Annotated in this window: 22 protein-coding genes; 14 read left to right on the forward strand and 8 right to left on the reverse strand. The window is 32.6% G+C overall.

Annotated elements, in window-relative coordinates; genetic code table 11:
- The first annotated feature begins 491 nt into the window (after positions 1–491).
- The gene (locus F6K23_RS36480; RefSeq protein ID WP_293165493.1) at positions 492–2,603 is read left to right on the forward strand and encodes a prolyl oligopeptidase family protein; all 2,112 of its coding nucleotides are present in this window, start codon (positions 492–494) and stop codon (positions 2,601–2,603) included.
- Between the two features lie 17 nt (positions 2,604–2,620).
- On the opposite strand, the gene F6K23_RS36485 is transcribed toward F6K23_RS36480, so the two are convergent.
- Positions 2,621–2,767: a hypothetical protein gene (locus F6K23_RS36485; RefSeq protein ID WP_293165495.1), complete on the reverse strand. Its 147-nt coding sequence runs from the start codon at positions 2,765–2,767 to the stop codon at positions 2,621–2,623.
- Positions 2,768–3,531: 764 nt separating this feature from the next.
- Between F6K23_RS36485 and F6K23_RS36490 the strand changes: the two genes are divergently transcribed.
- Positions 3,532–3,963 (forward strand): hypothetical protein, encoded by a 432-nt coding sequence (locus F6K23_RS36490; protein WP_293165497.1) that lies wholly within the window; start codon positions 3,532–3,534, stop codon positions 3,961–3,963.
- A gap of 169 nt (positions 3,964–4,132) precedes the next feature.
- Here the strand turns inward: F6K23_RS36490 and F6K23_RS36495 are convergent, their stop codons facing one another.
- The 3 genes from F6K23_RS36495 to F6K23_RS36505 form a co-directional block, all read right to left on the reverse strand.
- Positions 4,133–5,038: a hypothetical protein gene (locus F6K23_RS36495; protein ID WP_293165499.1), complete on the reverse strand. Its 906-nt coding sequence runs from the start codon at positions 5,036–5,038 to the stop codon at positions 4,133–4,135.
- A gap of 533 nt (positions 5,039–5,571) precedes the next feature.
- Entirely contained in the window at positions 5,572–7,326 is a 1,755-nt protein-coding gene (locus tag F6K23_RS36500; protein WP_293165501.1) for a peroxidase family protein, read from the reverse strand.
- Positions 7,327–8,001: 675 nt separating this feature from the next.
- The gene (locus F6K23_RS36505) at positions 8,002–8,433 is read right to left on the reverse strand and encodes a hypothetical protein (RefSeq protein ID WP_293165503.1); all 432 of its coding nucleotides are present in this window, start codon (positions 8,431–8,433) and stop codon (positions 8,002–8,004) included.
- Positions 8,434–9,518: 1,085 nt separating this feature from the next.
- Here F6K23_RS36505 and egtD point away from each other — a divergent pair.
- The 12 genes from egtD (at position 9,519) to F6K23_RS36565 (ending at position 21,403) form a co-directional block, all read left to right on the forward strand.
- Positions 9,519–10,517 carry an L-histidine N(alpha)-methyltransferase gene (gene egtD, locus F6K23_RS36510; protein ID WP_293165505.1) on the forward strand — a complete coding sequence of 333 codons (999 nt, stop codon included), beginning with the start codon at positions 9,519–9,521 and terminating at the stop codon, positions 10,515–10,517.
- A 465-nt stretch (positions 10,518–10,982) separates the two neighbouring features.
- Positions 10,983–12,332: a 5-histidylcysteine sulfoxide synthase gene (ovoA, locus tag F6K23_RS36515; protein ID WP_293165507.1), complete on the forward strand. Its 1,350-nt coding sequence runs from the start codon at positions 10,983–10,985 to the stop codon at positions 12,330–12,332.
- A gap of 293 nt (positions 12,333–12,625) precedes the next feature.
- Positions 12,626–13,270: a formyltransferase family protein gene (locus F6K23_RS36520; RefSeq protein ID WP_293165509.1), complete on the forward strand. Its 645-nt coding sequence runs from the start codon at positions 12,626–12,628 to the stop codon at positions 13,268–13,270.
- Between the two features lie 77 nt (positions 13,271–13,347).
- Positions 13,348–13,518, forward strand: a complete 171-nt coding sequence (locus F6K23_RS36525) for a hypothetical protein (protein ID WP_293165511.1) — start codon at positions 13,348–13,350, stop codon at positions 13,516–13,518.
- Positions 13,519–14,007: 489 nt separating this feature from the next.
- Positions 14,008–14,796, forward strand: coding sequence for an Rpn family recombination-promoting nuclease/putative transposase (locus tag F6K23_RS36530; protein WP_367267925.1), 789 nt, complete (start codon positions 14,008–14,010; stop codon positions 14,794–14,796).
- A 188-nt stretch (positions 14,797–14,984) separates the two neighbouring features.
- On the forward strand, positions 14,985–15,149 hold the full coding sequence (locus tag F6K23_RS36535; protein ID WP_293165512.1) for a DUF4351 domain-containing protein: 165 nt from the start codon (positions 14,985–14,987) through the stop codon (positions 15,147–15,149).
- 204 nt (positions 15,150–15,353) lie between these two features.
- A complete protein-coding gene (locus F6K23_RS36540; protein ID WP_293165514.1) occupies positions 15,354–16,196 on the forward strand; it encodes a class I SAM-dependent methyltransferase in 843 nt (280 codons plus the stop codon).
- Positions 16,197–16,216: 20 nt separating this feature from the next.
- Positions 16,217–17,572, forward strand: coding sequence for a hypothetical protein (locus tag F6K23_RS36545; RefSeq protein WP_293165516.1), 1,356 nt, complete (start codon positions 16,217–16,219; stop codon positions 17,570–17,572).
- Between the two features lie 175 nt (positions 17,573–17,747).
- Complete coding sequence (locus F6K23_RS36550; protein WP_293165518.1) at positions 17,748–18,527, forward strand: class I SAM-dependent methyltransferase; 780 nt, start codon at positions 17,748–17,750, stop codon at positions 18,525–18,527.
- Positions 18,528–18,567: 40 nt separating this feature from the next.
- A complete protein-coding gene (locus tag F6K23_RS36555) occupies positions 18,568–19,443 on the forward strand; it encodes a class I SAM-dependent methyltransferase (RefSeq protein WP_293165519.1) in 876 nt (291 codons plus the stop codon).
- A gap of 68 nt (positions 19,444–19,511) precedes the next feature.
- Complete coding sequence (locus tag F6K23_RS36560) at positions 19,512–20,102, forward strand: class I SAM-dependent methyltransferase (protein ID WP_293165521.1); 591 nt, start codon at positions 19,512–19,514, stop codon at positions 20,100–20,102.
- 353 nt (positions 20,103–20,455) lie between these two features.
- Complete coding sequence (locus F6K23_RS36565) at positions 20,456–21,403, forward strand: class I SAM-dependent methyltransferase (RefSeq protein ID WP_293165523.1); 948 nt, start codon at positions 20,456–20,458, stop codon at positions 21,401–21,403.
- A gap of 384 nt (positions 21,404–21,787) precedes the next feature.
- Here F6K23_RS36565 and F6K23_RS36570 read toward each other — a convergent pair whose 3' ends face one another.
- From F6K23_RS36570 to F6K23_RS36585, 4 genes are all read right to left on the reverse strand, one after another.
- Positions 21,788–22,078, reverse strand: coding sequence for a hypothetical protein (locus tag F6K23_RS36570; RefSeq protein ID WP_293165525.1), 291 nt, complete (start codon positions 22,076–22,078; stop codon positions 21,788–21,790).
- A gap of 76 nt (positions 22,079–22,154) precedes the next feature.
- Complete coding sequence (locus F6K23_RS36575; protein ID WP_293165525.1) at positions 22,155–22,445, reverse strand: hypothetical protein; 291 nt, start codon at positions 22,443–22,445, stop codon at positions 22,155–22,157.
- A gap of 76 nt (positions 22,446–22,521) precedes the next feature.
- Entirely contained in the window at positions 22,522–22,812 is a 291-nt protein-coding gene (locus F6K23_RS36580) for a hypothetical protein (RefSeq protein ID WP_293165525.1), read from the reverse strand.
- 76 nt (positions 22,813–22,888) lie between these two features.
- Positions 22,889–23,944: an APC family permease gene (locus tag F6K23_RS36585; RefSeq protein WP_293165527.1), complete on the reverse strand. Its 1,056-nt coding sequence runs from the start codon at positions 23,942–23,944 to the stop codon at positions 22,889–22,891.
- Positions 23,945–24,076 lie beyond the last annotated feature (132 nt).

The raw sequence follows: 24,076 nt of genomic DNA on the forward strand, positions 1-24,076 counted from the left end.
AACTTATCGGAAAAAATCAAAAATATTGAGATTTTCCTGATGTGGGAATGACAAAAGTAAAAGAGACATTTTCCATAGAGTAAATTATTTCTCTATCTCCACCCTTCTACTACTGAAAATTTTCTAGACAACTCTAGAAATTCTCCGAAAAAATCAAAAATATTGAGATTTTCCTGATGTGGGAATGACAAAAGTAAAAGAGACATTTTCCATAGAGTAAATTATTTCTCTATCTCCACCCTTCTACTACTGAAAATTTTCTAGGCAACTGTAGAAATTCTCCGAAAAAATCAACAATATATGGAATAAATCATTTATATCTCTCCACCCTTCCACTACTAAAAATTTTCTAGGCAACTGTAGAAATTCTCCGAAAAAATCAAAAATATTGAGATTTTGCTAGTGTGAAAATGACAAAAGTTAGACGATATTTACTTGATAAAAATCCAATCAACTTCTAAGATGAAATCAATCATTCACAAATCAAAAATATGAAATATCTAAAAGAACCTTTAAAATATCCCATCACCCACAAAACAGACATAGTAGAAAATTATCATGGTGTAGAAGTGGCAGACCCCTATCGATGGTTAGAAGACCCTAATTCAGAAGAAACTCAAGAGTGGGTAAAGGCGCAAAATGAAATTACTTTTAATTATCTCGCAGAAATTTCCGAACGAGAAAACATCAAAAAACGACTGACTAAAATCTGGGATTATGAAAAATATAGCGTTCCTTTTAAAGAAGGCGATCGCTACTTCTATTACAAAAATGATGGTTTACAAAATCAAAGTATTTTATACACTTTGCCTACTCTTGATGCTGAACCAAAAGTTTTGATAGACCCCAACAAATTCTCAGAAGATGGAACAGTCGCTCTTTCAGGAATTGCTCTTAGTAAAGATGGCAAATTAATAGCTTATGGTATTTCTAAGTCTGGTTCAGACTGGCAAGAATGGCGAATAAAAAATATTGAGACTGGAGAAGATTTACCAGATGTTTTGCAATGGATAAAATTTAATGTACCAGCTTGGAAAAATGATAATGAAGGTTTGTTTTATAGTCGCTACGAACAACCAAAAGAAGGGCAGTTAGAAGAGACTAACTATTTACATAAAGTTTACTACCATTGTTTAGGTACTTCTCAAGATAATGATGTACTAATTTATGAAAGACCTGAAAAAAAAGAATGGAGTTTTAACTGCTATGTTACAGAAGATGGCAAATACTTAATTTTAACAGTTTGGCAAAGTACAGACCTCAAAAATTTGGTTTTTTATCAAGATTTAACTATACCAGAAGCACCGATAGTAGAACTAATTAGTGAGTTTGAAGCTGAATATCGTCTGATAGATAATGATGATAATATCTTTTGGTTTGTCACAGATTTTGATGCTCCGAAAAGACGAGTTATTGCTATTGATATTAATAACCCTCCATCTCCTTCTTTAGTAACAGGAGAAAATCAAGATAAATGGCAAGAAATTATTCCTGAAACAATAGATACATTGAGAGGAGTAGGCACACTTAATAATCAGTTTGTTGCTTTCTATTTAAAAGATGCTCATACTCAGGTAAAAATATTTAATCTTGATGGTTCTCCAGTACGAGATGTTAATTTACCTGGCATTGGTTCAGTGGGTGGTTTTTATGGTAAACGTCACGATACAACCACATTTTATAGTTATGTTAGTTTCACAACTCCCTCAACTATTTATCAGTACGATATGGTGAGTGGTGAAAGTAAAATTTATCGCCAACCAACTGTAGATTTTAATCCTGATGAATTTGAAACCAAGCAAATTTTTTATAGTAGTAAGGATGGTACAAGTATCCCCATGTTTATTACTCATAAAAAAGGTGTAAAGCTGGATGGCAATAACCCAACTATTCTTTATGGATATGGAGGATTTAGTGTTTCTCTCACTCCCAACTTTTCTATTAGTAGATTAGTTTGGTTAGAGATGGGTGGCGTATATGCAATAGCCAATATTCGTGGTGGTGGAGAATATGGTGAAGAGTGGCATAAAGCTGGGATAAAACAACAGAAACAAAATGTATTTGACGACTTTATTAGTGCTGCTGAATGGTTGATTGAAAATAAGTGGACTTCATCGAAAAAATTAACTATTACTGGTGCAAGTAATGGTGGTTTATTGGTAGGTGCTTGTATAACTCAAAGACCAGAATTATTTGGTGCAGCTTTACCCGCAGTGGGAGTAATGGATATGTTACGTTTCCCTAAATTTACTATAGGTTGGGCATGGGTAGATGATTATGGTTCTCCAGATAATCCAGAAGAATTTAAAGCTTTATATGCTTATTCTCCTCTACATAATTTAAAGCCAGAAATATCTTACCCGGCAACTTTAGTTATTACTGCTGACCATGATGACCGAGTTGTTCCAGCTCATAGTTTTAAGTTTATTTCTGCTTTACAAGCAGCTCATGTTGGAGATAATCCAGTGTTAATTAGAATTGAAACTAAAGCAGGTCATGGAGCAGGAAAACCTACTACGAAAATTATTGAAGAAATTACAGATGAATTTGCTTTTTTGCTGATAAATTGTGAAATTGAATTGCCAGGAAATTTTGGTAATTAATTAGAGTAGTGAGTTAGTCACAACTCCAATAAAGATTTAACAAATTCTTCTCCCGTATAACCAACTAAAAATCCAGTAAATATTCCTCCCCAAAAATCTTTAACAGAAACAACCTGTTGAACGTTACTTTTTCGAGCAAATGCAACAATAATACCAAATCTCAAAAGTCTTGCTACATCTCCTTGAGAGTAGGCAGTAGGCAGTAGGCAGTAGGGTTCAAAGACATAAGATATCTTGGCTTAGAGCTGATTTGTAAACTTAGCTAAAACCCTTATTTAATCTAACTCTCAGGCATTTAGGCATTATTGGACTATAACTCCCAAAACCCTTGTATTGCCAGAAATTCAGCCTCTTAATATTTACTTTATAAATCAGCTCTTAATGCCGATAATCGTTACAAACATTACTGAACTATTATTATTACTTAATAACTGAAATCTTAATTAAGTATCGCATTATTTTTGGGAATTGGTATACCTATCAAGGAAAAAATGATTGTACTTCAACAATTAATAATGAATAATGAATAATGAATAATTACCTCTCTATGAATTGAAGAGGATTGACAAAGAGATGAAAATTTTTCTTCACAGGAGTCGATTGGATATGGCGAGGAGACCTCGCTATCCCATCCTAGTTCATGCTGCGCAAACGACCACTTATTATCCCCTTAAAAGGGGAGGCGCATACCCACAATTTTTCGGTAATATTCCTATTAAAAGTTGTTTTTCAAGCTCAAATAAATCAGAAACATTATCTGCATCTTTTACCATATACCCAAAAAAAACTACCAATTTCATATTTATAATGAGCTTTAGAGATATTTGTATTTACTAGTCATCCCAAAGAAGGATAATTAACGATTAGAATAGCCAGTTATAAACTACCTTAAGTTATGATTATTATTGGAAGTTAAAAATTTAGAAAAATGACAATTACAGTTAACGATCTACAGAATATGCTACAGTCTGAGCTAGATGAACTTTACAAAAATAGCCAGACAGGTATTATTCCTGATGGTGAAAGTAAAGGCACAGTAATATTTGCTCCTGGTACTTCTTTTTCTCAGAATGTTTCCTCAATTATTAAATTTCTAGCTTGGCAAGGTAAAATATTTTATCGAGAAAAAGGTTATTTACTCAATAAAATAACTCCTCTAAATTTAGAATTTGTTAAAGCAGAAGTTTATTTAGGCAAAAGTTGGCTTGATGAGGGAGAGTCTATCATTCTTGACTATTCTCAAACATCTTTTATTGCTCAAAAAATTAGGGATGAAATTAGGGAAGTTGTGCCAAATATTTATCTAGGAAATGCTTACTGGGAAAAATATAGAGTTCTTAATTTTGTTCTAGAATTTTAGTAAAGATTAATTCATCATTTTGAATTTTTTTCAGTAACTCAACCCACTAATATTTTTTTTGGCAATATCGGGACTTTAGCGAAAAAGTACTCAAAATCAATCCCTAGTGTTTAATTTTTTTTCAGTAACTCAACCCATTAATATTTTTTTTGTAACTAACACCCTAATCTTAACTTTGAGATTTTGTCTGACGCAACTCTTGTTGTAAATCCTTCATAAATTCCATAAAAAAATCTTTAAATACACAAGCTCTTTCTGAACTTCCAGTGCTAAAAGTAAAATTTATATCCTGGGTTTCAATAGCAGCTTTTCCAATTTGAAACATAAAAACTGTTTTTCCTGGAATTGTAGGAGATGATAATAATCCATCAAAATTTGATTCCTTCACAGCTATTCGTGGTGCTTGAGGAGTCAAAGGATTAGATGTAAAAATTTCTTCTACTGATTTATCTAGGTTATTTTTTAACGTTCTTAATCCACCTGTTGTTGCTTGCACAACCTCCCCAATATTATGTCCGACATCTAAAATATGAACATCATTGGGAAGATTTTTTGCACAGTAATTCATCAGTTGATTCTGTGCTTTTCTACCAGCTATATATTTCCACGGCAAGATAGCTTCGCCTAAACTTTGTACTGTATTTTTGGCAGTTTTAGTAATAGGTAGAGGAATTTCTTTATCAAAAAATCTTTGATTAACTATTTGCACCATTTCATAAGCAAGAACTTCATCCTCTGCATTTTTATTTAACAGTTCAGCAATTTTTTTTACATCTGTTTCACTATAGCTTTTTGCCACTTTCTCCTCAAGATATGCTCGTCTTTGTTGATAGGTAGGATTGGAGGTTGACTCAAAAGGACAAAACCATAAGTCACGCTCTTGATCGTGAAATTTAGTAGCTCTAAAATAAATTTTTGCCCACCAAGGTAAGGAAGCAGTATCGTATGTATGTAAACGGTCTACATCTCCTGAAGTTTCAATTTTCTTTATTTGCTCTGAATCAGAAACTATAATGATGTCTAGTAAAAATGGAATTTTCACTCGAAATGGATTAAAGCTGATAATATCTAACATTTTTTATCTTTCCTAAATATAGGTTTTCTTGCTTTTCTAATAGCTAGTGTCGCTACGCGGAAGTTAAAAGTCAAAGAGTGTATCTCAATTTTGAATAAAGCCAAAAATTTATTGCTTTTAGGGAATAGGGAACAGGGAACAGGGAATAGGGAATAAGAAAAAAGTATTTTTACAAATATGAGATACACCCAAATCAAATATTAAGTAAGCATCAAGAATGTTTTTAACAATTCTAGGCATTAAGCAAAAATATCTTCTTCGGTGAAATCCTACTGCCTATTTTCAAGAATATGTAGCAAGACTTTTAAGAAAAAGTAAGCTGTTGTGCATTTAAAACATCTAGAAAGTTGTATGTTTAATTAAAATGATAACCCTTATAACTTCTTACTTCTAACTTCGTTATTAGCGAATAATTAAGGTTTAAAGCCTCTCCTTTAAAGGAAAAACAAGAAAAAATTTTCATGATTAGTCAATCCTCTTCTTTTCAAGGAGAGGTAATAATTAATAATTAATAATTAATAATTAATTATTAATTATTGACCCACCTTTCGCCAAGGTGCAAAAGCATTTTCCACACTAAATAAAGCCCGACTTAAACTAGGATAATGCCGACGCAAAACAGTCAACATACTGTTATTATCAATCCAATCTAAACCAAATTTGGTATAAATTTCAGCTCGATAATCTTCAGTAAAGAAACGATCGCTTTTCAACCTTCGAGACGCCATAAGAATAAACACACGAAAAGCAGTATCACTAAAACCAAATCCCGTGGGAGGATTTTCCGCAAACATACCCACCATTAAATCCACACTATCAATATTATTCTGATAAACCTCTCGTAATTCCTTCACCCATTTTTCATTATCAGAAATCTCTTCAAAAGATTTTACTCGTCCACGACCAATCAATTCTCTAAAATCATTATAACGAGGAACACCCCGCTCCCGGTCTCGTAAAATATCTACAGCAGCTAAATCAAAAACTTCACCATTATCTCGCACAAGTTGTTGAAGAAAACTCGGATAATTATATAAACTAATTGCTCCTGGATGAGTGATACCAAATGAGTAGAATAAATCCGGCATTTCTAAATTTTCTACAAGATTTCTGGTACGATTACCAGCAACTTCAAATAGATTATTCTTTTGTAATAAATTCCCGTTTTTAACCGAATAAAATTCAAATTCATCTGGCATTAATGGGTGCATTCGATACACAGAGACAAATTCTTCAGTTAAATAGTAGGGAGCTGTATGATGGTCAGTAGGAGAACCAATAATACCACTCAGCAGTTCGCTATCTCCCACACGGCCAAAAATCTTCTTGAAATGTTGACCCAATAAACCCCACCAGTTAGCATCCATAGCTATTTGTAAAGCAGGAAGTCCTAGAATTCCCGGAGTCCATTCTACAGTGTGAATTTTTGCTAGTAAAGCAGCATTAATCAAACGAGCATGGTCAAACAGGTCTTCATCTGTCCATGCAGGATACTTTTGTTTAAGATGGTCGCAAATTGTGTTGTGTTCTTTGACAAATATAGTGTGGAGCATACTCAGTCCAATCCACCAATTATCGTCAAACCCTACTAGATCGATAGAATTTTCAGGATTAATAGGTAATAAACCATCATCCCCAATTAACATTTTACCGTCTACATGGGAACGTAACTTATCTATTGTTTCGCGATCGCTACCATATATTTGAGAAGCATCCCACCAATGAGTAACTTTGTTAATATAAGTAGGAGGTCCTTGTGTATTCTCATCGCTACGAGTTGTATCTGCTAAAGTTTTTTTGATTTCTAAAGGTCGATATTCTTCAGGCCAAGGATCGCCTTCCTCCAGGGGAATTTGAAACTTATTATCCTGTTGGTTGTCTCCATGGGAAAACCAGTCATGGGTTTGAAATTGAATCCAAGCAGCAGCTAATAGATTTAGGGTAGTAGCTGGTACAAATTCCTCTCGTGTCAATAACTTTCGACTAATAACACGAGGGTTAGGATTAAGTAAATTCTCTTCATTAGGATAAACATTCTTCAGTGGAAAATTACGCCCAAAGCGGGTACCTGCCATACCCATTTTGGGGTCTTCCAAGTCATTAAAACTACCATCAGCAGTACGTACAACTAAATGGCGATCGCCTGGTAGAGGTAAAGGTAACTCGGTATCATCTTGAGTGGGTAATTGTGCCGTATTATGAAGGTTTTCTTCTCTTAATTTGTTACGAAATCCAAGTAATTTTAGCAATGCAATGGGAGTAGGAAATTTATACCAAGGCCACTTCATAAAGCTCTCCTTTTATAACAGTTATATTTTGAGGACTTGAGTCTAGAGTAAGCGTCAAGGGTGGGTTAAAATATAGTTTTAACTCCTTTACAATATAACTATTAAGTACAGTAATTGCCTACTGTTATTTTTTTATTAACCTATTTGAAGATTCCCGAGCTAAATTTGACTTTAATTTCAGTTAGTATTATATGGTGAGTTAATTTATTTGTGTTTAATATATCGCTCTTAGAGTTAATTTTTATTAAGATTCAAATTGAGTAGTGGTGCATTGTAATTATTTCGGTAACAGTATAGTAGGCGTTTCAGCCACCATTCATCATTACTATATATAACTAAAAGGAGTAGGTAGTAGTGTATTTTCAACAATTAATTATTAATTATTAACAATTACCTCTTCTTATAAAGAAGAGGATTGGCTAAAAGGATTTTTTTCTTCTCTTGGTCGATTGGATATGGCGCAGGTTTCCTCGCCATCCCACCCTACGGTTCGCTTTGAAGATAGAACTCCGTTCCGCTGACGCGAAACGCGACAGCGTTGCGAAGCAAACGACCGCTTTTTTCTCCATGAATGGAGAGGCTTTATACCTTAATTTTTCGGTTTTTCAGGCATTTTTTGCTAAAGTCCCGGTAAGAATTATTAAGCGTATTATTACAAAGAAATGGTATTATTTATTAAACTCCACAAATACCCCTTTCTAGGTTCCACTGATTGTCAACTGATACTGATACTTCCGAACCAGGTTTGACATTACCTCCTGATATATCGATAAGAACTACATCTGCTGCTCCCAAGTAACCACCTCGGTAAATTGGTTGACCTTCGCCATTTACACCATCGTAGGTTAATTCCGAGACTACAGGGGGTAAATCTGGAGAACGATCGAACCTGACTTGAGTAAACCGTCCATCTACATAGGTTGCTGTATAAGGGTAGCCACCAGCATCCAATCCATCACAGTATAGGACCATTGCTGCGTGGGCGAAAGGTACTGGTAGAGAAATTGTGTCGATAAACAGTAAAACAAATGTTATTACTAATGTAGCTAGTAATTTAGATATTTGTTGTGGGAACTTATGCCACACACTGCTGAAAAACTTAGTCATAAGATTGCTCATGTTTTTTCCTCGTTGAAATATTCAATAAATAGTGAATGTTATAACAATACCAAAAAATTACTCTTCGTCAACAAAATAATCTATCTAAATCTATAGTTTTATAGTTAGTTAATTAAGCCCAAATTTTGTTTGGGAAAACGCTGGTTTTATTATCAAGAATATTCAATGTCCATTTTTTTTGTCTAATATAACTTTGAAAAAAGAATGCTAAAAATCAGGTATATATTCAGATATGCTGATACCAATTTCCTAAAGTAAAACTACATATAACTTGACATCTTGTTTTTTCAGCTTTATAGATTACTTTTACCGAAAAATTGTGGTTGAAAGCCTCCTCTTTTAAGAGGATAAAAAGAAAAATTTTCATGATTAGTCAATCCTATCCGTTTTAAAGGAGAAGTAATTATAAATTATAAATTATAAATTATAAATTATAAATTATAAATTATAAATTATAAATTCTTGAAAAGAGTTGTTTAAGTTGATAAAATTGGTCTTAAAAATAGCTACTTCAATTTATTTTAGATAATTATATCTATTGTTTTATCTTTTTTTTAAATATTTATCCCTTCTTCCTTCTTGTGTCTTCCTTCTTCCTTACTTCTACCATTTATATCATTTCCGCACTTGATCGTTTCTGTAAAAGTTAGCGTGAATATCTAGTGAATGAATATCTAGAGAAAATTTAAGTTTTTTTTTCAGACTTTTAAGCCTTTCTCCCTCTTCCTTCTTCCCTCTTCCTTCTTACTTCTTCCTTCTTCCTGTTACCGAATAATTGAGGTTTAAAGCCTCTTCTTTAAAGGAGAAACAAGAAAAAATTTTCATGATTAGTCAATCCTATCCATTTTAAAGGAGAGGTAATTATTAATTATTAATTGTTGAAAATATCTGGTATTCCGTACTTGCGCGATTGACCATTTAATCCATAAAACTACTAAAAGATTTATGCATTTACTTCAAGGAACATTTATACTAAAATTTTTTCCAGAAGAATTTTATGATGACAAATTTTTGTCCAGAATTTGTTAACAAAAAACTCTTGATTATCCAACCTATTATGTAGGAGTTACACAATGTCCTCACAACCTTTGACCGTTATCAATGACAACTATCAAGCAGTGAAAAATGATGGACAAGATGTGATTGCTGGATTGAGAAAAAGTCCCAAGAGTTTGCCCCCCAAATATTTTTATGACGATCGCGGTTCAGAATTATTTGAAGATATTTGTCAGTTACCCGAATATTATCCGACTCGTACAGAAGCTTCCATTTTAGAGGAATATGCAGATGAAATTGCTCAACTAACTGGATGTTGTGAATTAGTAGAATTAGGCAGTGGTAGTTCGACTAAAACTCGCCTGTTGTTAGATGCTTATCAAAAAATAGGTGGTTCTTTTAGATATGTACCTACAGATGTGAGTGGAGGAATACTCAAAAGTAGCGTATTAGAGCTACAAGAAAAATATCCAAATTTCTCTATTGAGGGATTTATTGGCACTTATGATGAAACTTTAGCTCATCTAAATTCACACCCTACGCAAATCTCTTTTGAAGGATCTTCCTTAGCTAAAACAATTTGTTTTTTAGGAAGTTCTGCTGGCAATTTTCCACCACAAGAATTTGACTGTTTTTTGAACAAAGTTGTTAATGCTTTAAAACCAGGAAATTATTTTTTACTTGGCATTGACTTACAAAAACCCAAAGAAATTTTAGAACCAGCTTATAACGATAGTCAAGGAGTTACGGCTGCTTTTAATTTGAATATGTTATCCCATTTGAATTGGCGTTTCCAAGGCAATTTTGACCTCGATTTATTTACTCATAAAGCTATTTATAATCAAGAAAAATCTCAAATAGAAATGCGTCTTTTTTGTCAAGAAAATGCCACATTCTCTTTGGAAATTCTAGATTTAAAGGTTGATTTTGAGAAAGGGGAAAGTATTCTGACTGAAGTTTCTCGCAAGTTTGATTTAGCAGTTATTAAAACAGAGCTGGAAACAAAAGGACTTAAAGTTAAGAAAGTGTGGACAGACCCTAAACAGTGGTTTGGATTAATTCTTTGTCAATCTTAACTAACAATTAGGAATTAAGTCTTTAGGAGTCCGTAGGGGCGAATGGCCATTCGCCCCTACAGGAGTCAGGAGGAAAGAAAATCACAAAGATTTAGTAGTTATGAAGATTGGGGATTTTTTTGATGTCTAATTCCCTCGGGTTTGATATTAAAAGTATTGCTGACAGTTTCTTCTTTGTTTGTACAACACATGGGGCAACATAGGGCAAGGAAAGGTTTAAATTTACTGACTTCAACTTTATTGTTAATAGCTGAATGCTGACTGTTGAAAGCTTGATTGATTTCAATATTCCTCAGCAAAAAAACATTGATGAAATGATCTAAAAATAGACTATTAAAGCTTATTCTATAAATAGAAGTAGAAGTTCCAGGATTTCTAACTCACTATTCCAATTTAGCTCTTGTCTACTTATTAAAATCTAAGAGCTTTAATTAAAAAAATATCCGAGCAAATAAATTTTCTGACATGATGAACAGTCTTAAATCTATCAATCCACCAACACTTGATCATAGTCATCCTAACAATAGACTACGTCAAGATATCCTTGATTACTTTAACAATGCTTGGCAACTTGAAGATATTTTGATGAATAGTCTAGTCGGTGAAGACACATTTTATTTCAATCCCGACCCTTTGAGAAATCCTTTAATTTTTTATCTCGGACATTCAGCAGTTTTCTACATCAATAAATTAATTCGTGTGGAATTATTAGAAAAACGCCTCAACCCTAACTATGAAATATTATTTGAATTGGGAGTAGATCCAGAAATACCAGAAGAACTAGATCAAGCGATCGCTCATATCAACTGGCCTAAACTTGAAGATGTTTGGCAGTATCGAGAAAAAGTCTATCAAATCATATTAGACCTAATTGAGAAAACTCCTTTAAATCTGCCCATCCATCAAAATCATCCTTTGTGGGCATTGATGATGGGTATCGAACATCAACGCATTCATATCGAAACTTCATCTATGTTGTTTCGGCAACTACCTGTAGAAAAACTCAAACGTCCTAGTAACTGGGAATATGCTCCTACTAATGCTAGGCAAATTGATAATGAAATGGTTGAAGTTACTGGTGGAGTAGTCAAACTAGGCAAACCAGAAGATTATCCTACTTTTGGTTGGGATATAGAATATGGCGATCGCCAAGTAGAAGTCTCGTCTTTTGTTGCTAGTAAATATTTAATTACTAATTCAGAATTTCTAGAATTTGTCAAGTCTGGTTGTTACGAAAATCAAGATTATTGGACTCAAGAAAGTTGGAATTGGAAAACTCAAAATAACATCAAACATCCGAAATTTTGGATACCTGAAAATGGTGGTTATAAATATCGAGCTATGTTTGATGAAATAGATTTACCTTTAGATTGGCCTGTGGAAGTTAATCATTATGAAGCAATGGCTTTTTGTAGTTGGAAAGGTGAAAATACTCGGTTAATGAGTGAAGCTGAATATAATTTAGCAACTTATGAAAATGGTAAGGAAGTAGAAGCAAATAATTATAATCTGAATTTTAAATTTGGTTCTCCTTCTCCAGTTGGTTTATTAGAAACTGCAAAAAATGAATCGGGATTATATGATTTGCGGGGTAATGTTTGGGAATGGTTAACTGATAATTTGAATCCTCTTTCAGGATTTAAAACTCATCAACTTTATGAAGATTATTCAGCTCCGTTTTTTGATAGTCAACATAATATGATGTTAGGAGGATGTTGGATAACTAATGGTACAGAAGCTTTGAAATATTATCGAAATTGGTTCCGTCCGAACTTTTATCAACACGCTGGTTTTAGAATAGTTCAGGTATATTAATAAATAAGTAAATAAGCTCTAAATATTCTTGAATAAAACATCCCTCTAGTATTGGCAAAAAATCTACATATTTATATATTGGCAGAAGTTATGACTCAGAAAAAGTTTTACCTATTAACTGACCCAAGTATTGATTTGTTCTTATCTTGTATCCAAATGGATTGAAGCTTTTGAAAAAATGCCAGAATTGAAAGGAATATTAGTTAAAGAGGAAGTTCAATCAAACAAAGTAATTACAGAGAGAAAAAAAAAATCATCAAAAATACTTTGGTGAAAAACATTTGACTGATGAAATGTATGAATTATTAATTAATTTATATCCTGGTATAGAACAAACTAAAAGAGCAATGCTCGAGCGGTATGGAGTATCTCAGTATTCCACTACTGAGCATTCTCAAACCATTTTTCTTGGAGATAATTTGAATGGAAAATATGCCAATAATTGGTTAATGGAAGTCGCTAAAAATTCATCAGTATTCATTTTTGTTTGTGCTACTCAAATATTGAAACCTTGGTGGCTAGAAATAACTAAACATCAAGTGTTTAATTGTCATACAGCTGTTCTATCTTATGCTCGGGGAATGTATGCTATTGAGAACCTAGCAATTAACAGAAATATTAACCAGTTTAGACAAGCTGCAGGGGTAACAATACATTATGTTGATGAAGGTGTAGATACAGGTTCAATCATTAGAACAGAAAGAATTGTAGATCCGTTTTCCTTTAATTCTATTTGGGACTTAAAAGGATATTTATATGTTACCGAATTTGATTTATATGTGAAAACTACCCAAGATATTCTGAGCAACAATGAAACTATTCCTGCTGGAGTTGCACCAGATAGTAAATTGCTAGGTCCTAATTTTATGATAAAAAACTTTACTCCAGAAAAACAAAAACAAGCAGAAGATGGTTATTTGTGGATGAAAAATTCCTGACGAGAACTTTCTATTACTTAAGGTGAACGAAGTAAATACTCTTTTAGTTTGAAAAATTTGTAGATGGGAAATAATCGATGATTAAAGTAAAAAAAACACCAAATAAAGGACGGGGTATTTTTGCTGTACAGGATATTCCCAAAGGAACTTTAGTTGAAGTTGCTCCTGCGGTAGTCTTGCCACCTGAACAACTAGAGATTTTAAATAATACGAAAGTTTTAGATTATTATTTTGTACAGCCGTTATAATATGCTACAACGAAGAAAATAAAAGGATATTTTGTCTTAGGTTTAGCTTCTCTTTGTAATCATGCATAAGACCCTAATTCCTATGTTGAATGGATTGAAGATGAAGTAGGTGTATGGTCACATTTGGTGGTCAAAAAACATATTAAAGCTGATGAGGAAGTTACCCTTTTTTACACCAATATTAATGAATATCCTGATGGTGAAACTTTTGTTTGATTTTTAGATTGATTTTGATAAAAAGTCTAGGAAATAATTCTCTACTTAATTCTGCTCCATTTTTGGAGATGTCTAGTAAACATAATATGATTTTAAGTGCTTATGCAAAATTAATTAAACATTTTATGATACATCTCCAATATTCTCCATAAATTATCAATTATTTCTCCCTATTCCCTATTCCCTCTCTCAACTAGGAAATTTCTAAAAGCGCGACACTTATACCAATCCCATCAAGTCACTTTTAACTTGAGTTAATCAAATAGTAAAACTATGAGATTTATTAGCCCAAAAACCGACTTTGCTTTCAAAAAAATATTTGGCTCCACTGAGAGTAAAGATATCTTAATCAATTTTTTGAATGCTTTAATATATTCTGGTGCATCAATAATTCAAGATTTAGAAATAATCGACCCCTATAATCCGGGAGATACCATTAGTTTAAAAGATACTTATTTAGATGTAAAAGGTCTCTTAAATGATGGCTCGAATGTGATAATTGAAATGCAAGTTTTAAACATTCCAGCATTTGAAAAGCGAGTAGTTTATAATCTATGTAAAACTTATGGGAATCAATTAGACACTGGAGAGGAATATCGAAGATTAAAACCAGTAATTGCTTTAACGATTACAGATTTTAAAATGTTTGAGAAAACAGATCGATATATTAATCATTTTGTGTTTAAGGAGAAAGAGAAATTATTTGAGTATACAGATGAAGAATTAGCAATGATATTTGTGGAATTACCAAAGTTTCCGAAAAAATTAGAAGAGTTAGAAACTATCACAGATAAATGGATTTATTTTGTGAAATCAGCTCCAAGTTTCGAAGTAATTCCTACTAATTTAGCAGAAATAAAAGAGATAGAAAAAGCTTTAAATATTGCTAATCTGGCAAATCTATCAAGAAAAGAATTAGAGGAAGTACACAAGCGGGAAGTATTTTTAGAAGACCGTGCAGGTCAAATTCTGCTAGCTCGACAGGAGGGACGAGAACAGGGACGAGAAGAAGGAATAGAGCAAGGATTAGAAGCGGTTCAACAATTAATAATGAATAATTAATAATGAATAATTACCTCTCTATGAATTGAAGAGGATTGACAAAGAGATGAAAATTTTTCTTCACAGGAGTCGATTGGATATGGCTCCGAGACCTCGCCATCTCATCCTACGGGAAGATCCGAAGATCGACCACTTATTATCCCCTTAAAAGGGGAGGCGCATACCCACAATTTTTCGGTAAGTTGTCAATGCAAAGACTAATATTAAATCAACTGGAGAGAAGATTTTCAGCAGAAATTCCTCTCATAATTAGAGAGAATATTCAACAGTTATCTCTGGAAAAGTTAGAAAATTTAGGAAGAGAAATTGATAATTTTAGTAGTTTAGAATATTTGTCTAATAGGAGCCAATAATCAGAACAGTAGTAGGTGTTCAACAATTAATAATTATTAATTACCTATTCTTGAAAAGAAGAGGATTGAAGCTTAAAGAAAATTTTTTATTTTCTCTTGTTCAATTGGATATGGCGAGGATATCTCGTCATCCCTTGACAACTTATAACTGATAACTGCAATGACAGTTTTCTCTTTTTTACCACTACCAAAATGAAAACTAATATGAACTCAAGAACTGAGGATTCTAATCCTTCAAAATCTTACTATCAAGCAGAAAAACTAGACCTAGATTCATGGTTCCAAGTAACTCAAATAGATTACGAAAAATTAATTGAAGAATATTCATTTAATAATCTGTTTAAAGGATTTGCTAAAAATCAACTTAAGCTTCTAGATGTAGGGTGTGGTACTGCTAAATTTCCTAGTTTGTTAGACAAGAAGCTTGATGATGATATTCATAGATCGGCAGATTTACTTGACATTTCAGAATACTGTCTACAAGTGGCACAAAAACAATTTGATAGTTGTCAGCATTTTAGTACAAATAAAACTTACTTATCTGCCACAGAAAATCTTCACCAATTAGTTGAAAAAACTAATAGTTACGATATTATATGGGCGATTCATTCTCTTTGTACTGTCAACCCAAATAGAATGGCAGATGTCTATCTTTACTGTTTAGATTTATTAGGTGATAATGGTAAGTTTTTAATTTATCAACTTGCTGAAAAATCTTCTTACAACAATTTATATAGTTTTTATCTAAGCCATTATCCAGAACGAAAAGATACCACATATTTTCTAACATCTGAAGACCATAAAAATATTTTAGATACATTAGGAATAAATTATGAAAATCTTAGATTGTATTTTTCCCATAGGATAAATTATGAAAGTAAAAATATCCTAGAAATATATTTTAAAAAATGTGTTTTTGATAATACATTAGATGTATTAAAATTTTTTCAACCTATATTACAAGAGTGTTTTGATGAAGAAAGTAATCAATACCAATTTAAGCAGATAGTTGATTTGCTTATCGTTGACAAAGCCAGCAATATTTAGCAATATAAGGAGATAAATCCATGAAAATAGAAGTAATTAAAATAGATGATTTTACAGTTCACGAACACCATCTAAATGTTATCTATAGTGCCGATAAATTTCAATTCTCGACAAAAGTTTTTTATCACGATGTATCTTTTTCTTCCCTGCAACAAAAATACTCTCAAGAACTGATTGAGAAAATAGCAAGTTATATTGCTTTATTTGAAGGGATGAAATTATGTTCGTTATTTCCGAAATATTACGATATTTCTAGAATATCTGCACATTTAGAAAACTCAGTTTTAAAATTTTTTGTCAAAATATACCAAGGGGTTTTTGGTCAGCATTGGTATGAAAATAATGTCACAGATTATCAACAACCAGAATTTATTTATGCACAAGATTTAGGAGAGGCTAATCCTGTATCAATATTAGGAGATAGTCGTACTATTCTGACAGGTTGTGGCGGTGGCAAAGATAGTATTGTCGCTATGAAAATGTTAGAAGAAGCAAATATTCCTTTTGCCTCCATGCAATATTCTCATAGTATTTATGGAAAACCAGATTTACAACATAATTTAATTGCTGGAGTAGTGGCAGAGGTGAATCCAGTTAAAAATCATAAAATCTCTATTTTCGATGATTTTGTTGATTTTCCTTTTTTCCAATTATATTTCCCAGAAAAATCAGGAATTATCGCTCCAGAAACTCCAGTATCTGTCTTTGAATCATTATTTTTAATGTTGGATAAAGGATACAATTACTTATGTTTGGCTCACGAAAAAAGTGCTAATACAGGAAATATGTTTTGGGAAGAAATAGGTAGAGAAGTTAACCATCAATGGGGAAAAAGTCTAGAAGCAGAACAACTTTTAGACCAATTTATTCGGGATAATCTCTTATCTAATTTTAAATACTTTAGTATCCTACAACCTATTTACGACCTTCGTATTTTTCAAAACTTGAGTAAATATCCTGAAGTTATTCCAAAAATTCATTCCTGTAATATTAAAAAACCTTGGTGTAAAAAATGCCCGAAATGTGCCTATGTTTGGTTAGGGTTAATGGCTTTTTGTCAGACAGATATTGTTGATGAAGTTTTTCAGGTAAATTTATTTGATGATGAAGATTTACTGCCGATTTTTCAAGCAATGATAGGTTTATCAACCCATACTCCCTTTGAATGTATTGGCGAAATTGATGAAAGTCGTTTGATGATGAAAAAATGTCTGGAAAAAGGTTTATCTGGCAAAGCATTAGATATCTTTACTGAAGAAGTTTTATCGGATACTAGAATTGACTGGGAAAAAATAGAATATAAATATAATTCTGTGTATGAAAAAGAACACACAATCCCAGACTGGTTATTTGAAAAGACTAAAGAAAAATTGTAAATCCGAACGGTAATCATAACCAGGGAAAAAAAGAGAAAAAATGATGATAGATGGTTTAAAAAAATCTGCGATCGCTAACTTTTTCTCAGATCCAAAACTAAAGCTCGTCAAACTTAATGAGCAAGAATATATGGAGGGACTAATTGCTTATCGCAGACAGCAAAATGAACAAGAGATGATTCTTAAAGCTACATTTCAGGTCATAGAAAAACATAAGTCTTCACAAGAAAGTTACACTATTCTTAGTATAGGTTGTGGCAGTGGACTTTTTGAGAAACCTTTTTTGACAAAGCTGATTGAATTGAAGAAATCTATTCATTTTGTTGGAGTAGATCCAAAGGAAGTAGGATGTGTAAAAACAGGAGAATGGTGTCAGGAACTTAGCACAATTCAACCAGAGAAATTTAGATTTAAAATTCATCCGGTTAAATTGAAAAAATTTGAATCATTCCAAAGTTTTGACATTATCCTATTAATTCATTCATTTTACTACTTTTCAGAAATTGAATCCTCTTTTCAGAAAATTTATGAACTTCTTAGAGAAGAAGGGATAGCAATTATTGTAATAGCTGTAAAAACAGAATTAAGGGAACTTCCTTACTATGTAAATCAGCGACTTTATCAAAGATCAATGCCTTTTAGCGACGATTTATATCAATTCTTTTCTGAACACAATATTTCTGTTCATCAAGAAATTATAGAATCTCCATTGAATATTACAAAATGTTTTCAGAAAGATTCTCAATTGGGTAAACATTTACTAGATTTTATAGTTGGTGCTAATACGACATATTTTTCTCCTTCGCAATTACAAGTATTGCTGGATTATTTGAGCAGCAATTCCCAAAAATTGGACGGGGGAAAAATCATGATTCCAAATTCTGTAAGCTTTTATTATTTTCAAAAGCAGAAGGAAGAAGAAATAAAAAAAAAGGGAACTAATGAAAAATGGTGAATCTAATCAATAATCAAAGCCAGAGGAAAAAACAGAAAAAATGATGATGAATAATTTACAAAAATCAGCGATCGCTAACTTTATCTCAGACCCAAAACTGAAGCTCGTTAAACTTAATGAGCAAGAATATATGGAAGGGCAAATTGCTTATCGCAGTCAGCAAAATGAACAAGAGATGATTCTTAAAGCTACATTTAAGGTCATAGAAAAACATCAGCCTTCACAAGAAAGTTACAGTATTTTGAGTATAGGTTGTGGCAGTGGGCTTTTTGAGAAACCTTTTTTAACAAAACTGATTGAGTTGAACAAATCTATTCATTTTGTTGGAATAGATCCAAACAAAGTAGAATGTGTAAAAACAGAAGAATGGTGTCAGGAACTTAGCACAATTAAACCAGATAAATTTAGATTTAAAATTCATCCGATTAAATTGGAAAAATTTGAATTATCCCAAAGTTTTGACATAATTCTGTTAATTCATTCATTTTACTCTTTTTTAGAAATTGAATCCTCTTTTGAGAAAATTCACGAACTTCTGAGAGAAGAAGGGATAGCAATTATTGTAATAGCTATAAAAACAGAATTCAGGGAACTTCTTTACTATGTAAATCAGCGACTTTATCAAAGGTCAATTCTTTTTAGCGACGATTTATATCAATTCTTTTCTGAACACAATATTTCTGTTCATCAAGAAATTATAGAATCTCCATTGAATATTACAAAATGTTTTCAGAAAGATTCTCAATTGGGTAAACATTTACTGGATTTTATAGTTGGTGCTAATACGACATATTTTTCTCCTTCCCAATTACAAGTATTGCTGGATTATTTGAGCAGCAATTCCCAAAAATTGGAGGGGGGAGAAATTATGATTCCAACTTCTGTAAGCTTTTATTATTTTCAAAAGAAGAACTAAAAAAAAGGGAACTAATGAAAAATTGTGAATCTAATCAATAATCAAAGCCAGAGGAAAAAAGAGATAAAATGATGATAGATAGTTCACAAAAGTCGGCGATCGCTAACTTTTTATCAGATCCAAAACTCAAGCTCGTCAAACTTAATGAGCAAGAATATATGGAAGGACTAACTGCTTATCGCAGTCAACAAAATGAACAAGAGATGATTCTTGACGCTACGCTTCAGGCCATAGAAAAACATCAGTCTTTACAAGAAAGTTACAGTATTTTGAGTATAGGTTGTGGTAGTGGAATTTTTGAGCAAGCTTTTTTGACAAAGCTGCTTGAGTTGAACAAATCTATTCATTTTGTTGGAGTATATCCAAATGAAGTAGAGTGTGTAAAAATCCAAGAATGGTGTCAGAAACTTAGCACATTTAAACCAAATAAATTTGGGTTTGAAATTCATCCCGTGAACTTAGAAGAATTTCAACCTCCTCAAACTTTTGACATCATCCTATTAATTCATTCATTTGACTATTTTTCAGAAATTAAATCTTCTTTTGAGAAAGTTTACGAACTTATTGGGGAAGAAGGGATAGCAATTGTTGCAATAAATTTAAAAAGAGAAATAAGCGAACCTTATTACTATGTAAATCAGCGACTTTATAAAAGATAAAGATTTTATAGTGAAGATTTAGATCGAGTCCTTTCTGAAAAAAATATTTCTTTTCATCAAGAAATTATAGAGTTTTCAGTTAATATTACAAAATGTTTTCAGAAAGATTCTCAGTTAGGTAAACATTTACTGGATTTTATAGTTGGTGCTAATACAACATATTTTTCTCCTTCCCAATTACAAGTATTGCTGGATTATTTGAGCAGCAATTCACAAAAGTTGGAGAGTGGAGAAATTATGATTCCAAATTCTGTAAGTCTTTATTATTTTCAAAAGAAGAACTAAAAAAAAGGGAACTAATGAAAAATTGTGAATCTAATCAATAATCAAAGCCAGAGGAAAAAAGAGATAAAATGATGATAGATAGTTCACAAAAGTCGGCGATCGCTAACTTTATCTCAGACCCAAAACTCAAGCTCGTTAAACTTAATGAGCAAGAATATATGGAAGGGCAAATTGCTTATCGCAGTCAGCAAAATGAACAAGAGATGATTCTTAAAGCTACATTTAAGGTCATAGAAAAACATCAGCCTTCACAAGAAAGTTACACTATTTTGAGTATAGGTTGTGGCAGTGGAATTTTTGAGAAACCTTTTTTGACAAAGCTGCTTGAGTTGAACAAATCTATTCATTTTGTTGGAGTAGACCCAAACAAAGTAGAATGTGCAAAAACAGAAGAATGGTGTCAGGAACTTAGCACATTTCAACCAGAGAAGTTTATATTTAAAATTCATCCGATTGAATTGGAAAAATTTGAATCATCCCAAAGTTTTGACATCATTCTATTAATTTATTCATTTTACTATTTTTCAGAAATTGAATCCTCTTTTGAGAAAATTCACGAACTTCTGAGAGAAGAAGGGATAGCAATTATTGTAATAGCCATAAAAACAGAAATAAGCGAACCTTATTACTATGTAAATCAGCGACTTGATCAAAGATCAATGCTTTTTAGCGACGATTTACATCAATTCTTTTCTGAACACAATATTTCTGTTCATCAAGACATTATAGAATCTCCACTGAATATTACAAAATGTTTTCAGAAAAATTCTCAATTGGGTAAACATTTACTGGATTTTATAGTTGGTGCTAATACGACATATTTTTCTCCTTCGCAATTACAAGTATTGCTGGATTATTTGAGCAGCAATTCCCAAAAATTGGAGGGGGGAGAAATTATGATTCCAACTTCTGTAAGCTTTTATTATTTTCAAAAGAAGAAGGAAGAAGAAATAAAAAATTCGATGGAGGAGTCAGGAGTCAGGAGTCAGGAGTCAGGAGGGAAGAAAGAAGAATAAAGAAGAGGAAAAAAATCAAGTTTTTTGATCACTAATTAGGGTTTGCGTATGGAAAGTCTTTTTGCTGGGGTAGGAGACAGGAAGAACAGGGAATGAGCGAGGAGGTAGGAATAAGAATTGTCTCTCAATTTTTCTGCCATAATCATCCCAAAATACTAGCTTTTTGAGATTTTTCCACCGAAAAGCTGGTACTTTTTTCAACTCTAAAACGCTAAAACCTTTATCTGTCAATACTTTTATAATTGATCGGTAAGCCCTAATTATCCGGACATGATATGAGTTATGAACGAGTGGAAAAAGACGAAAATAGGATTGATTCAAGAAATTAATAATTGACAAGAGATTATTAATATGCAAGCAGATGTTAATGAGGGAAAATTAAATCTATTCGTTAATCAATCTATGAATTAAACTATGCCAAATTAAACCAACAATAATTAACCCTAAACCAACTAACCAAATTTGTTGCTCCACCCAAAAAGCTAAAAACAAACAAGCAGCTAAACCAACCCAACCTAACCACTTAGGATAAAGTCTCTCCTCTGAAGAAAGTTTCAGAGCAGCAAAATTAGTAATAGCATAATAAATCAGAACATTAAAAGCACTAAAAGACCAAGTAGTTTTCACATCCCCAATTAAAACTAAAAAAGCGATCGCTACTCCCACCACTATCACAGCTATATTTAATAATTAATAATTAATTATTACCTATCCTTGAAAAGAAGAGGATTGACTGAGAGGAAAATTAAATCTATTCGTTAATCAATCTATGAATTAAACTATGCCAAATTAAACCAACAATAATTAACCCTAAACCAACTAACCAAATTTGTTGCTCCACCCAAAAAGCTAAAAACAAACAAGCAGCTAAACCAACCCAACCTAACCACTTAGGATAAAGTCTCTCCTCTGAAGAAAGTTTCAGAGCAGCAAAATTAGTAATAGCATAATAAATCAGAACATTAAAAGCACTAAAAGACCAAGTAGTTTTCACATCCCCAATTAAAACTAAAAAAGCGATCGCTACTCCCACCACTATCACAGCTATATTTAATAATTAATAATTAATTATTACCTATCCTTGAAAAGAAGAGGATTGACTGAGAGGAAAATTAAATCTATTCGTTAATCAATCTATGAATTAAACTATGCCAAATTAAACCAACAATAATTAACCCTAAACCAACTAACCAAATTTGTTGCTCCACCCAAAAAGCTAAAAACAAACAAGCAGCTAAACCAACCCAACCTAACCACTTAGGATAAAGTCTCTCCTCTGAAGAAAGTTTCAGAGCAGCAAAATTAGTAATAGCATAATAAATCAGAACATTAAAAGCACTAAAAGACCAAGTAGTTTTCACATCCCCAATTAAAACTAAAAAAGCGATCGCTACTCCCACCACTATCACAGCTATATTTAATAATTAATAATTAATTATTACCTATCCTTGAAAAGAAGAGGATTGACTGAGAGGAAAATTAAATCTATTCGTTAATCAATCTATGAATTAAACTATGCCAAATTAAACCAACAATAATTAACCCTAAACCAACTAACCAAATTTGTTGCTCCACCCAAAAAGCTAAAAACAAACAAGCAGCTAAACCAACCCAACCTAACCACTTAGGATAAAGTCTCTCCTCTGAAGAAAGTTTCAGAGCAGCAAAATTAGTAATAGCATAATAAATCAGAACATTAAAAGCACTAAAAGACCAAGTAGTTTTCACATCCCCAATTAAAACTAAAAAAGCGATCGCTACTCCCACCACTATCACAGCTATATAAGGCGTGGTTTGCTCACTATTCAATCTAGCAATAACTTTCGGTACATCTCGACGACGCCCCATTGCTAACAAAACCCTGGACAAACCCAAAATTAAATTTAACAACACTCCCAACATTGCCGTCACAGCACCAATAGCAATTAACTTCGGAATCACAGGAACACCTAAACCTCCCACTCTAGCAATAACTTCCAGAGGAGCAGCTAAACTAACATCTGCTTGAGACAATTTATTAATAACTTCCTGACCAACCACCACAGTAACCACAGCGATCGACATATATAACAAACAAGTAACTATCATAGTTAAAGCGATCGCTCTCGGAATAGTACGTCGTGGTTCCTTAACCTCCTCCCCCAAAGTTGCAATACGACCGTAACCAGTATAAGCAACAAACATTAAAGCAGCAGCTTGAAGTAAAGATGCTAAAGGTTTATCCCCAGCAAAAAAAGGCGTAAAATTTTCCCCAGCAGACGATACTACTTGAGGCACCCCTACCAAGATAAACATAACCAGAGAAAATAACGTAATCGAAACAATAATAATATTAGTAAAATTAGAACGACGAATTCCACTTAACACAACTATAGTTAATACAACCACAGCAGTTAAAGCAGTCAACACCAACCAAGTTTGATTATTCACACCAAAAGCATTCAGCAAATAACCAGCAAAACCCAAAGCAGCAGTAGCAGCAGAAGCACTTTTCGCCAACAGAAACATCCACCCCGCAATAAAACCCAACCAATGATTCAGATATTTGTTAAACTAAGCCAGTTTGTTACCAAACCGACTCGTCTTCAGAACCGGACGTGAGACTTTCACCTCATCACGGCTCCTCTCTTAAACGTCCCTTGTCATGGGTACACCCCTGCCTTAATATCAACA

It is taken from the genome of Okeania sp. SIO2C9 (assembly GCF_010672455.1).
Lineage (GTDB): Bacteria > Cyanobacteriota > Cyanobacteriia > Cyanobacteriales > Microcoleaceae > Okeania.